The sequence below is a fragment of the bacterium genome, from assembly GCA_022616075.1.
Lineage (GTDB): Bacteria > Acidobacteriota > HRBIN11 > JAKEFK01 > JAKEFK01 > JAKEFK01.
The window spans coordinates 1-12,464 of the sequence record JAKEFK010000047.1; the positions used below are offsets into that span (position 1 = coordinate 1).

The following is a 12,464-nucleotide window of genomic DNA, read 5'->3' on the forward strand; positions in this document are numbered from 1 at the left end:
CTCATTACGTTGGCACTTCACTCTGGTGTGCGTTTTTGGGACTTCAATTCCCATACGTGAACGGCAGATGCTATTCCGATTGGCAAACCTCGAGGGAGAGGACTGGCACAACGATTGCGATTGAGTTGCCCAGGATAAAAAAATGATTGGATCGATTATTCAAGACGTTCGATTCTGTTTGCGGATGTTGCTAAAAAGTCCTGGCTTTAGCGTGATCACAATTCTGACATTGGCGCTGGGTGTGAGTATCAACTCGGCCGTCTTCAGCATAGTTCATGCGGTTCTCATCCGGCCGCTTCCAGTTCGTAACTGGGAACGGTCCGTAGCTATTGCTACTGTTGTTCAGCGTGAGGCTCTGGAGCGGCGCGGTACTTCCTATATGGATTACCTCGACTGGCGAGCGCAAAGCACCGTTTTCGAAGAGATGGCTGCTTTGACGGAGGATTCTTTTACACTCACAAGTCTGGGGCAGGCGGAGCAAGTCCAGGCAGAAGCAGTATCCGGAAGCTACTTTTCGCTGATTGGGACAAAGCCGGTGCTTGGCAGAATGTTTCTCCCGCAGGAAGAACGTCTTCCGCTTTCCGACCCGCCTGCGCTCATTGGTCATTCTTTCTGGCTTCGTCATTTCGGAAGAGAGAAGAGCGCCATCGGAAAAATCATTCAACTGGATGACCAGAATTTTCGAATCACCGGCGTGTTGCCTGAAAATGTTTCCGGAATGGATGGCGAAACTGAAATCTGGATCCCAATCGCCGCTTATACGCTTCTTGGCGAATCGAAACTTGTCGAAAACAGGGGAACACGTCAGATCGATGTTTTCGCGCGTTTGAAGCCAGGGGTTACAAAAGAACAAGCTGCTGCTGAAATGTCTGCGATCGCACAGCGTTTACAGAAAGAGTATCCAGTGACCAATCTTTATTACAACACAACCATCATTCCGTTGCGTGAAGAATTTTTTGGAGAAACGAAACCGCTTCTCTTGACGCTTCTGGGAGCTGTTTTGTTTGTGCTATTGATCGCGTGTGCGAATGTCGCAAACCTGCTGGTTGCTAAAGCCACCGCGCGACAAAAAGAAATGGCGCTTCGCGCGGCACTGGGAGCGGGGAAGAGCCGGATCATGCGTCAGCTTTTGACCGAAAGCGTGATGTTAAGTTTGATTGGCGGCGCTTTCGGATGGTTACTCGCAAATGTATTCGTAAAATTGCTAATCACTTTGAATCCAGTTCAGCTCCCCGCTTTTGTAAGGGTGGAGTTGAATACTCCGGTGCTCTTTTTTACGCTGGGGATTTGCGCATTGAGTGGCATTTTGATGGGACTCGCGCCCGCGTTTCATGCATCGCGTCGCGATCTGCAAGATGCGATTAAGGAGAGCGCCGTGAACACAACCGGCGCATCGGTCGGAAAAGATGTCCGAAACTTTCTTGTCGTTTCAGAAGTGGCCCTTGCGGTATTACTTCTGATCGGAGCCGGACTTCTCGCGCGAAGCTTTCAGCAAATCCAGAATATTCCCCTCGGATTCGTTCCTGACCAGCGTGTGGCCATGCGCATTTCGTTGCCTCGCTTAAAGTATGAGGAAGAAAAAGCCTGGCAATTTTCGAAGGTCCTTCTGGAAAAAATCGAATCGATTCCTTCTGTTCAGTCCGCTGCTCTGACAAGCGACATACCGCTCGGTGGAAGCGCAAGCGCCTCAATCCTGAATCTGGAGGGTAAAGTTCTTGATCGTGGCGTCCGCGTTTACTTTCATGCGGTCAGTCCAAAATTCTTTTCTACCACAGGTATTCCTTTAATAGCCGGAAGGTCTTTCCAATCTACGGACACGACTGACTCGCTTCCTGTTGCTATTGTCAGCGAGAAAATGGTCCAACGATACTGGAGTAAAGAGAATCCAATAGGGAAGCGCGTGAAGTTTGGCAGAACCCCATCTGCGGAGCGTCCATGGATGACGATCGTTGGTGTTGCCGCCGAAGTGAAACACCGAACGATTGTCGAAGATCCTGTTGGATCTCCCGATGATCCGGAGATTTATTTGCCTCTCTCGCAACGGGTCACACGCGGAATGGGACTGATTGTTCGGACAGAAAAGGATACTGATTCCATTAGCGCAACGCTCCGAAAAGAAATTCAATCAATGGATCCTGACATACCGGTTTTCTCCATAACTACGATGCGGGAGCTGGTTCAATCGGGAACTTCCGGATCACGCTTCAGCGCTTTCCTGATGATTGTTTTTGGCGCGCTCGCTTTAATGTTATCCGCCATCGGTATTTATGGAGTCTTAACATTTCATGTGACGCAGCGCACTCGCGAAATCGGTGTGAGATTGGCGCTCGGAGCGCCACGGCTTGCAGTGTTCAATATGATTCTGCGGCATGCGCTTGTTTTGACAATGATTGGACTCGGCCTGGGACTTCTCGCCGCGCGTGGTTTGAGCGGCCTGCTCTCTGCGCAACTCTATCAAATCAGTCCAACCGACCCATTCATTTTCAGCTCGATACCGCTGATCTTGCTTGCGGTTGCCTTCATCGCAATCGTCATTCCCGCCCGCCGCGCGATGAAGGTTGAACCGGTGATAGCCCTTCGTATGGAATGAAGTAGCGCGGACGTCCCGTCTGCGCAGTTCAACGCAGGCGAGACGCCCGCGCTACTTTGTGCATTACTCGAGTTCTCCTAAGCTGATGATTTGATCCATGGAGATTGTCAGACTCTTGTTTCTCATGCAGCCTTCCAGCTGGTATTTGATCCTGTCGTAGGATCGTCTCAGCTCCGGCTTATTGGTTTTCAAAACGGACCGAATCTGTGCTGCTTGCAGTCCTTTCCAGCGCAGTTTGAAGATGGTCAGGTGTTGTGGATCCAGATTTCGCAGACAATCAGTAAGATAACCGAGAATCTTCCGGCGGTCCATCTCGGCAACGTACCTGTCTTCGATCCGTTCCTCACAGGAGACTTCAATCTGGGCTGTAAGAGGCTCCTGTCCTTTTGTATAAGACGTTCGGCGAAGACGATCAACGCACAAATTTTTCGTAATCGTCATCAACCAGCTCTTAAATAACGCAGGGTTCTTGATGCTTTGGGCATTTTCCATGACCTTCACGAAAACATCGTGAAAGATGTCGTTGGCCAAATCGTAATCCGCCAGATGGTAGTAACAGACTTTCATAACCAACGGTTTGTAACGTTCGTAGAGAGTTAAAAGAATTTCCTGTTTCTGCGAATAGCTACACTTGCGGAGAGTGAGGAGCAGGTCGGCATCAGAGAAATCCTTATACATCGGAAAACCCTCAGAAGGATCATTGTACTTCTACTTCGCTAGGAATTGGCGCAGTCGCCGGACCGTACGCAGAACCGGTCCCAGATTCAGTTCCCACGCGATCGGGCCTGTCAGCAGAAGAATTCGGCGATTCAAAAGGGAAGACTTGAGATTTGCCACGCTGTATCGAATTCGATTTTCACCGGTCTCGGAGAGTATGGTCCGTTTTCGCAACTCTGTTAAATACAGAACGTAGAGACGTTTCAATGTTTTATGCAGTTTGATTCCATAAGAAGACAAACCGTGATCGTATAAACCTGGCCGAAGCACTTTCAGCATGTGGAAGTGATAAAAGAGCAAGGGTTCGGAGTCTGAGTAGAAAATCCCGTTGTTTTCTGAAAGCTGGACGTTTGCTACGTTCCAGGGAGCCACGTTTGCGCCTTTGTGCTTTAGAACGACGACTCCCCGAAACCGGACAGGCCAATCATCCAGGTATTTTTGATCTGCGAATCTTCCTTCTTCGGGGCGGTCGTAACACCATTCGACACAGCGTTCCCGCCACCACAGGAGACATTCCTCCGCATTTGAGTCGCGTCGAAAAGAGAGCCAACCCACGTTGTAGATCCCAAACAGCTCCAGGTGTTTCAGGTCCGCCGGAAAGCGGTGCGCAATGATTCCGATGGAACCTTCGGTCAGCTCACGATAGAGTGGCGCAGGATCGGAAAAGAAAAACAGGTCCGCATCGAGATACGTAATGATATCAGCACGATCCAACTTCTGGAACAGGTACCACAGCCAGGCCGGCGTGCATGTGAAATAGTATTCGATGAGACTTCGATTCTTACGGCATTCCCGAAGTTCCTTATCGAATCCCTCCAGCTCTTCGATGCTTACAACATGAACTTCCGCTAAATTCAACGAAGCGAGTGTTCTGCTGCATTCTTCATCCAGCGCAAGTATCCATAATTCGAAGCTCCGGCAATGTTTTTTCAGAGAATGATAGAGAGCGAGGCCGCGTGGAAGATAGCGATGATCAAAGTAAGTGCAGAAGTAGTAACGGGCAGGGGGAGGGTTGTCCTTCAAAAAGGAATCCCCTCACACATTTCAGCCATTACCTCCGTTTACACCATTCTGCAATCATGGCACCGACTCGTTGCACTTGTTCGTCCGCCAGTTGCGGATAGATAGGAAGGCTTAGAATCTCGCGGCATATGTTTTCTGTTGTGGGAAGTCCTCTGTGATCCAGCAGGACTCGATCGCGATAGGCCGTCTGCAAATGCACAGGCAGCGGATAGTGAATGGATGTATGGATCCCCGCGCGATAGAGAGCATCTTTTAGTTCATCTCTTTGTTGTGTGCGAATCACGTATTGATGGAAAACGGAGCCTTCCGCAATTTCAGGCAGGATCAGACCACTACCGTTCAGCATCTCATTGTATTGGCGCGCAATCTGGCGCCTGCGGGCGTTTTCCGAATCCAGGTATTTCAACTTGACGCGCAGAATGGCTGCTTGCAGTTCATCTAAACGCGTGTTCATTCCGGGCACTTCACTCACATATCTTTCTTTCCAACCGTACTCGCGAACCATGCGAAGCGTTTCGTCCATCTTCTTGTCTGCAGCGATGACTGCGCCGCCATCCCCCATAGCGCCCAAATTCTTTGTCGGATAGAAACTGAAAATTGCGAGATCTCCCCACGTCCCGGTCTTTTGTGAACCGATTGAGGCTCCGTGCGATTGCGAACAATCTTCGATGACGAGCAGATCAAACCGCCGCGCAATGTCCAGAATCGCTTTCATATCAGCCGGTTTGCCATAGAGATGCACAGGAACAATCGCTTTCAGATGCTTCTGAAATTTGTCGCGAAACCGTTTGATTGCGTCTTCTAATTGATTGGTATCGATCGTAAATGTTCGGGGCTCCACATCTACCAGAACAGCAATGGCTCCCGCCAGCTCGATCGAGGTAACGGTTGCGCCGGCCGTATGAGAAACGGTAATGACTGCATCTTCCCGGCCGATTCCGCACGCTCTCAGTGCCAGATGAAGGGCTTCCGTTCCGCTACCTGCTCCCACGACGCTGGGCGCTCCCAGATAATCCCCAAACTCACGCTCAAAGCTGGTCACCTCGTTACCAACGATGTACCTGCCTCCGGCCAGAACGGCAGCAACTGCGTGATCGATCTCAGCCCGGTGAGCGTGATAGGAGGCGCCGGGATTTGCTTGCGGGATCGGGTCGGAAATGCCCTTCAAATATAGCGCTCCAGATTTCCTCGATAGTACTCGAGTGTTTTGAGCAGGCCTTCTTTGAGCGGAGTTTTCGGCTGCCAGTTGAGCTTCGTTCGAATCAGATTGAAATCCGCATAATAATCGCCGACGTCGATTGCTTTTCGATCTGCGGGAAAGTCTCGATTCGAAAAATTTCCCGATCCGTTTAATTGAATGAGAAGATCCGCAAGTTCCTGCAAACTGATCACGCAATCCCCTCCCAGATTAAATACTTGCCCATCGGCTTTATCACTGGCTGCTGCAAGAAGGAAAGCTTGCACAGCATCATCCACATACGTGAAGTCGCGCAATTGCCGGCCTCCCCAAACCTCAAAGGAGTTTCCTTCAATCAGATGCCGAATCCAGAGTCCGAGAAATGTCTGGCGCGCGTCTTTGATTCGCATTCGCGGTCCGTAAGTATTTGTAAGCCTCAAAGAACAGGCGCGGATCTTGTACACGTTGTTGTACAGAACGTGATACCATTCGCCGGCCATTTTGTTGATTCCATTTGCATCGACCGGCCGGAGCAAATGTTTTTCATCAACCGGAAGATAGTCCGGTTTCCCGTAGATCTGTCTTGTGCTTGCGAAAACGATTTTGACATTTGGATTCCACTTCCGGCAAGCTTCCAGAATAGAAATCTGCGCGCGGCAATTAATATCCAGATCGGCGTAGGGTTCCATCATGGAATCCAGATGGCTTGTTTGACCCGCGAGATTGAACAGGAAATCTTTTTCCTGAACGAGATACCTCATGCTGTGCTCATCTCTTACATCGGAGATGTTGATCTGGGCTTGATTCCGGATGGAATCAATATTGAAAATGTTTCCTCCATATTCCGGTATAAGGCTATCTACGAGAAGAACGTTCGCTCCCAGTTCAACGAGCTGATGAGCGAGGTTGGAGCCGATGAATCCGAGCCCACCGGTGATCAACACGTTCTTGCCATTAAACAGATTTGAGAATGTCATTGTGGTTTCTGAGCAATCATAAGATGGTCAAGAGTATCCCCTCGTTTCCCGAATAATTTATCCAGACCATATCCAATCAGATTTACGGGAGCCAGTAATAAAGAAAGTCCTTCCACGATCCATCGATTGCGACCCTCAGCGTAATTGAAAATCACCGTATCGCTGAGTCGTTGCGTTAATGTGGCCCACATCCCGCAAGTCGGTATCAGTTCGATCACGTTCAGTTTACTCTTTTCCGCCAGATAGCGAAGCCCGTGTTTTGTGTACCGGTAGAAATCGAACGGCTCCAGATGCAGTCCCCAGGTTTGAGGAGTTGTGAGTATCAAGATTCCTCCTGGTTTCAGCACTCTTTCTACTTCCACGAGCAACCTGGATGGTTCGGGAACATGTTCCAAAACCTCGCTGCACAAAACTGTATGAAAGGCCGAATCTACAAAAGGCAGAGCGAGAGCGGTTCCGCGAACATCAATTTGGGGACCCTGGGAAACATCAAAGCTAACATAACGATCCACATGTTGAAAAAGAGACCGGTAAGGCTGAGCGCCGCAACCCAGATCCAGGACCCATCCGCGCGCGTAGTCAGCATGTTCTTTGATGGTGCTCCATAAGATTCGTCGTGCAATGTGAAGCGGATCTGTCCACGCAACCAACCAGCTACCACCTGGAATGCGACTCACCAAACGCTTCGTGCGAGAATACGCCCCCCAGGGTATTCTGGAAATTCGGCTCACTTCGGCAGAACCTCGCACAAATATGTTTTTGTGATTGTCTTTTCACTGACGATCTTTTCGAGGTTATAAGGAATGCTTTCGACAGAAGAACGAATTCTAAGATGATTGGCTTTGAGTAGAGCAGTCAACTCTCCTTCATTGAAAATGACTTCGAACACAGGCCCTCCGTAAGCAGACTTTTGAAGCACGGTAGTAGGCCGGTCCTGGAGAACAGGAACCGTATGAAAAATGCAGAAGGATCTGGCAGTTCTGCGACTTTCGAAAATAGCTTCGGCATATTCGAGAATATGCATCAGGGAAACACCATTGAAAACGACATCGAAACTCCGATCGGAAAAGGGAAGTCGCGCAGCATCCGCTGCAAGGAACGGTTTTGCCGGATAATTTTTTTTTGCTAACCTGATCATCGATTGAGACCGGTCGACTCCCACATAATGTAGTTCACGATTTAGAAGGTAGGATAAGATCTCATAGTAATAGCCACTCCCGCTACCCACTTCAAGGACAGACGGATTTTGAATGCCCGTTGCTTCTAATGTCTTTGCGGCGACCTGAAAATCCCGGCGCACGTTCCCTGCTTTCATTTGTTTGATCAGATCTTGATAAGCAGCGTCTTGTTTGAGAGCCACTTCCGGATCCAACCAACCCGCAAGGTTCAAAGCCTGAGCTGATTCAAGCCCGAACACCCGGTAGTTCGAAGAAACATCTTGACGGGGCGGTGATTTTTGTTTCCTCCTGAAAAACATTTGCTTATTATTCCTGCGGAATCGCGTATAGGATTAATGAGTTGCTGCGGGTGATTACAGGCAGATTCAAACTCCAGTTGGAATAGGTTAGTACAGCAGTTATGGAAAATTCTTTACCGATGGATTGCCATTCCTCCAATGATCGATCTTCCCACAATTTCTTTCCGGTTTCCTTTAGTAGCGCGCCCGGACGGAAGTATTTGATATCTTCGCCAGGATGCAGGAAGTCGACTCCATAGATCTTCTTTAAAATGTAATCGAGCGTGGGTGCTGCTTCTGGCGCGTAAATCAGTCCATCCAGACCGTGGCCATCCAGCAAAATGGGTCTCCTCGTCTGTAGCTGAATCAAGCCAAGATTGGAAGCTGTTAATGCCATTCCGCGCCCCTGTTTCATGACTTCGAGTACCGGATCATTCCTGTGAAGATTGGGCCTGGATTTTATGCTGGACACGAGAAATGATACCGACCCGAAAAGGAGCAAACAAACAGTGATCCAGCCCAAACACCACTTTGTCCAATGACTCTGCCATTTCTCTTTCATTCGGACTGACAGGAATCCGCAACAAACTAAGAGAACCATTGCGATCAAGAGCATTCTGTTTGGACTGTGATGGTGACCATAGAACATGGGCAGCGAGGTCTTGATGAAAGCCAGGATACAGAGGAATACCAGAACGGTGCCAATCAAAATCTGCTTTTTTGCCTCCATGCCGTATTGCAGCATTGCTCCGGTAGCCAACAAAGCAGCAAACAGAGGTAAAAGGGGAATCAGAGGCCTTGGGAGCCGTAACAACATCAAAAGGATTACAACAAGCAAGGAGAGCTCTGTCCAGATACAATTGCGGAATCTGGCGAGAAGACCAACAATGATTGGTATAAGAAGAAAAATGTTGATGTTGAATAAGCGAGACGGCATAAGGGACCAGAGCAAAAAGGAAGTGGATTCAGGAGGAAACCAATAGATGGTCGAACCGGCTGCCGCAATCAGGGCGGCCGCAATCAATGAACGCGCAACGAACAGGGCATTATCACGGATTCCGTTTTTCAAATTCAATAAGACGATGAAACTTATGGGAACACTGAGGATTACAAGTTGAACGGGCCGAATCATCAAGTCGAAAGGTTGTCTGTGGCTATCCCAAAACTGGAGGAATGCAACAAGAAATTGATTCATCATTACCGGATCGGTGTGGATACTCACATTTTGTTCCGACGCTATGTGAAAAACAAAACTCAATAAAGTAATTCCATATCCCATGGCGAGGAACTGCCAGCAATTTCGTAATTGATTGTAAAGATTGCGAAAGCTCCATAAAAACACTATCGCAACAACCAGGTTTAGCCACACCCCCATAGACGGGTGAATGGCGACCGATAGACCCAGAAGCAAACAAGCAGCTTTGTATTTGCCGTTCGAAAACAGGGCAATCACGAGAGCGCTAAAAGACAAACCAACAATTCCATAAGTGTGAGTAAAGCCCAGGATCATGACCGGATAAGTAACGCCGGGCAGCACATTGCCGAAGGTGTATAGCAGGATGCACGGAAACAGCACTGATAGGTAAGTGTCCTGGCTGAGGGCAAACACCACGAGAGAGAAAGCCTGAAAAGCAAGCATCCCGCTTAGGCCGCTAAGAATTATCGAAAGACTGATCTCGGAAACACCGAACTTCAGCAGCCCTGCCAGAACCTGATGAAGGATTGTCCATGTATTAATCTGATAGATGTAGTTGGGATTATCCCGCGGGTAAGATACGATTCCTGCAAAGGCCTGAGCAGATTCGACCGCGACTTGCCATTTCTGACAGAAAATTCCCACCGCGAAGCCCAAAAGACTCGAGACAACAAAAACAATCAGAAAGGATCGATCTTTCAGCTCGGTTTCTGCCGCCAATCTCTTTTGTTCTCCTGAGGTCCGATGATATTGTCAATGATGTATCCGGGTCTTCCACGGACATCTTGATAGACGCGCCCGATATAAATTCCGAGGATCCCCATGCCAAAAAGCTGCACTCCTGATAAAAAGAAAATTGCGGCGATCAGCCAGTAAACGGCGGGTAAGCTACCCTCTCTATAGGTAGAAACGATCATTACAACAAAAGCCAAAATCGATCCAACTACTAGTGCAGTGCCTACTGCTAAAAGCGAGAGCAATGGAAACAATGAGAAAGAGGTGAGACCGATCGCCAACGTTCCAATCGGACCCTGCAACGTTACAAAATCCCTTGGAAAATTTCTGAACAGTGGGAATTTGGTGGCGCCGCCTGCTCTTGCAAGCCTGACATAAGGCACAGACACCTGCCGGAAACCGATCCAGCTTGCCAGCCCGCGCAAGTAAGGTGTTCTTTCAGGAAGCTTCAACAATTCTTCTACAGCACGCCTGGAGAGTAGCTTGTAATCTCCTGCTTCCGACAGTAACGGAATGTCTGCGAGGGCAGCAATCAAATAGTAAGCGGCATCGGTTAATTTGAGTTTCAAAAAGGTTTCCCCTTCTCTTTTCGTTCGAACGGTGTGAACGACGTCCGCTCCTTCTTGCCATTTCTCAATCAGAGTCGGAATCAATTCAGGCGGGTCTTGTAAATCAGCATCCATATAGAGAACTGCGTCGCCGGCCGAATACTTCATTCCGGCCAGTATGCATTCCGATCCGCCAAACCGCCGGGACAATGTGATCACTTTGATTCTGGGATTCTCTTTTGCATGTTCCGCAAGAATATTCAGGGAATTATCGGAAGAGGCGTCGTTGACAAAAACCAGCTCGTAGTCGAAAGGAAGCGGATCCAGGACGTTCGTGACACGTCGGATCAATAAAGGCAAGACGTCTTCTTCATTTCGAAAGGAGAAGATAACCGAAATCAGCTGTCTATCCGATGTCATTTAGCAGCTCACACAACCGGAGGATCTTGGTCTCCTCCAGATCCGGATAATTGCCGATGTACATCCCGTAGAAATGGACGTGCTCCACGCGTGGGAAATCCTCCAATCGAATATCAGGAAGAAGGGAACGGAGATAGGGTTGGCGCAATTGATTTCCGCCTCCGGAACAACCTCTGCGAAATTCCACGCCATGATGCCGCAACGTATTCTGTACGCTCTCCATCAGTTCCGGATCCGCCTGTTTGAGAATCAATGTAAATGCGTAGTTGCAGCTTCCTTGAGTTGCGAAGTCCGTCTGATATTTGGAAGGATTCAGATTTCTCAAAAACAGAGTCAAATTCTTACTACGGATCTCATTGTTCGTATCCAGACGTTTCAACTGGGACCGCCCGATGACTGCGCCGATTTCTGTTGGGCGCATGTTGTAACCCATGGCAGCAAAAATAAAATCGGGCGTCAAATCAGAATGCTTTTCGATGTAGGTCTGCCTGATTTTTTCCGAAGAGGCTTCGCGGACAAGGCCATGGGATCGCAGCATCCGCAGGAGTTCATAGAGCTCCGGATTGCTGGTACAGATCATTCCTCCTTCAATCGTCGACAAATGGTGCGCGTAGTAAAAGGAAAAATTAGAAGCGAATCCAAACGTACCCAGTTTCCGATTTTCAAAAGTGGCGCCGTAGGATTCGCACGTATCTTCGATCAAGAGGATACCACGACTTTTCAGCTCGTCCAGAAGCCTGGAATCGATCGCGTTGTAGCCAAGAACGTGAGTGAGAAAAACAGCTCTGGTATTGCTGTTGATTTTTTCCAACACCTGGTCGTTATCCATTCCCAGCGTGCGGGGATTGATGTCCACAAAAACCGGAGTAAATCCACACTGGATCACGGAAGCAATATCGGAGATCCATGCCAGCGGAGGAACAATGATTTCGCCTTTGCTTCCAAAGATTTCGCGCAGCGCCGAGAGTGTCAATAGATTTGCCGAAGCACCGGAATTTACAAAGACGCTGTATTTTGTTCCCAGCCATTCAGACCACTCTCTTTCAAATTCTCGAACCTGGTGGGAATGAGTCAGGATGGGATTTTCTTGTGATAGGAAGTCGATGACGCAGTTCAGATCGTCCCGCGTGATGTTGTTTTTCATCAACGGCCAATCTAGATTTTGCATTTGTAACGCCCGCGTCTGGCGGGCTTTTGTTCTAACTGTTCTCGTGAAAAGAGTCGACCGTTTGAGTTGCTCGAACCTTTTCCACCGATGAAAAGTCTTCTTCTGTTTCCAAAAAGATGACCTGACTTCCATGGAATTCGAAGTTGAAGGGCACATGAATGAGACGGTTTAGCGTTTCGATTACTTTACCTTGACGATCCGGGGGAACAAACAATAGCAAGAAACCACCGCCGCCCGCACCTGTGAGTTTTCCTCCAATGGCGCCGGCAGAAAGAGCTTGCTCATAGATGTTTTCTACTTCCGGATTGGAAACCTGGCTGCTTAAGCTTCGTTTGGTTTGCCAGGATTCATGCAGCAGCTCGCCGAATTCAACCAGGTCACGCGAGCTGGAGAGAATCGCAATTCCTTCCTCCACAAGATCTTTGATCACCCGAAGCTGGCGTTTCCGTTCTTCAATA

The 12,464-nt window shown here is 48.8% G+C and carries 11 protein-coding genes; 1 reads left to right on the forward strand and 10 read right to left on the reverse strand.

What is annotated here, in order from left to right; translation table 11 throughout:
* Window positions 1–142 precede the first annotated feature (142 nt).
* Window positions 143–2,590, forward strand: a complete 2,448-nt coding sequence (locus L0156_03990) for an ABC transporter permease (GenBank protein MCI0602151.1) — start codon at window positions 143–145, stop codon at window positions 2,588–2,590.
* 63 nt (window positions 2,591–2,653) lie between these two features.
* Here L0156_03990 and L0156_03995 read toward each other — a convergent pair whose 3' ends face one another.
* The 10 genes from L0156_03995 to L0156_04040 all read right to left on the reverse strand — a co-directional run.
* Entirely contained in the window at window positions 2,654–3,268 is a 615-nt protein-coding gene (locus tag L0156_03995) for a sigma-70 family RNA polymerase sigma factor (GenBank protein MCI0602152.1), read from the reverse strand.
* 30 nt (window positions 3,269–3,298) lie between these two features.
* Window positions 3,299–4,330 carry a glycosyl transferase gene (locus L0156_04000; protein MCI0602153.1) on the reverse strand — a complete coding sequence of 344 codons (1,032 nt, stop codon included), beginning with the start codon at window positions 4,328–4,330 and terminating at the stop codon, window positions 3,299–3,301.
* 28 nt (window positions 4,331–4,358) lie between these two features.
* Entirely contained in the window at window positions 4,359–5,489 is a 1,131-nt protein-coding gene (locus L0156_04005; GenBank protein MCI0602154.1) for a DegT/DnrJ/EryC1/StrS family aminotransferase, read from the reverse strand.
* A gap of 5 nt (window positions 5,490–5,494) precedes the next feature.
* Complete coding sequence (locus tag L0156_04010) at window positions 5,495–6,484, reverse strand: NAD-dependent epimerase/dehydratase family protein (protein MCI0602155.1); 990 nt, start codon at window positions 6,482–6,484, stop codon at window positions 5,495–5,497.
* Complete coding sequence (locus tag L0156_04015; GenBank protein ID MCI0602156.1) at window positions 6,481–7,161, reverse strand: class I SAM-dependent methyltransferase; 681 nt, start codon at window positions 7,159–7,161, stop codon at window positions 6,481–6,483. Before L0156_04015 ends, L0156_04010 begins: the two co-directional genes overlap by 4 nt.
* 50 nt (window positions 7,162–7,211) lie before the next feature.
* Window positions 7,212–7,961 (reverse strand): class I SAM-dependent methyltransferase, encoded by a 750-nt coding sequence (locus L0156_04020; protein MCI0602157.1) that lies wholly within the window; start codon window positions 7,959–7,961, stop codon window positions 7,212–7,214.
* A 7-nt stretch (window positions 7,962–7,968) separates the two neighbouring features.
* Entirely contained in the window at window positions 7,969–9,855 is a 1,887-nt protein-coding gene (locus L0156_04025; protein MCI0602158.1) for a hypothetical protein, read from the reverse strand.
* Entirely contained in the window at window positions 9,834–10,838 is a 1,005-nt protein-coding gene (locus L0156_04030) for a glycosyltransferase family 2 protein (GenBank protein MCI0602159.1), read from the reverse strand. Before L0156_04030 ends, L0156_04025 begins: the two co-directional genes overlap by 22 nt.
* Window positions 10,825–12,006 (reverse strand): DegT/DnrJ/EryC1/StrS family aminotransferase, encoded by a 1,182-nt coding sequence (locus L0156_04035; GenBank protein MCI0602160.1) that lies wholly within the window; start codon window positions 12,004–12,006, stop codon window positions 10,825–10,827. Before L0156_04035 ends, L0156_04030 begins: the two co-directional genes overlap by 14 nt.
* A 31-nt stretch (window positions 12,007–12,037) precedes the next feature.
* A partial coding sequence (locus L0156_04040) for a kinase (GenBank protein MCI0602161.1) occupies window positions 12,038–12,464 on the reverse strand: 427 nt, incomplete at its 5' end.

Bases quoted from the DNA above. Each gene is read 5' to 3' on its own strand.
- L0156_03990 (MCI0602151.1), top strand. From the start codon at position 143: ATGATTGGATCGATTATTCAAGACGTTCGATTCTGTTTGCGGATGTTG.
- L0156_04030 (MCI0602159.1), bottom strand. From the start codon at position 10,838: ATGACATCGGATAGACAGCTGATTTCGGTTATCTTCTCCTTTCGAAAT.
- L0156_04020 (MCI0602157.1), bottom strand. From the start codon at position 7,961: ATGTTTTTCAGGAGGAAACAAAAATCACCGCCCCGTCAAGATGTTTCT.
- L0156_04035 (MCI0602160.1), bottom strand. From the start codon at position 12,006: ATGCAAAATCTAGATTGGCCGTTGATGAAAAACAACATCACGCGGGAC.
- L0156_03995 (MCI0602152.1), bottom strand. From the start codon at position 3,268: ATGTATAAGGATTTCTCTGATGCCGACCTGCTCCTCACTCTCCGCAAG.
- L0156_04010 (MCI0602155.1), bottom strand. From the start codon at position 6,484: ATGACATTCTCAAATCTGTTTAATGGCAAGAACGTGTTGATCACCGGT.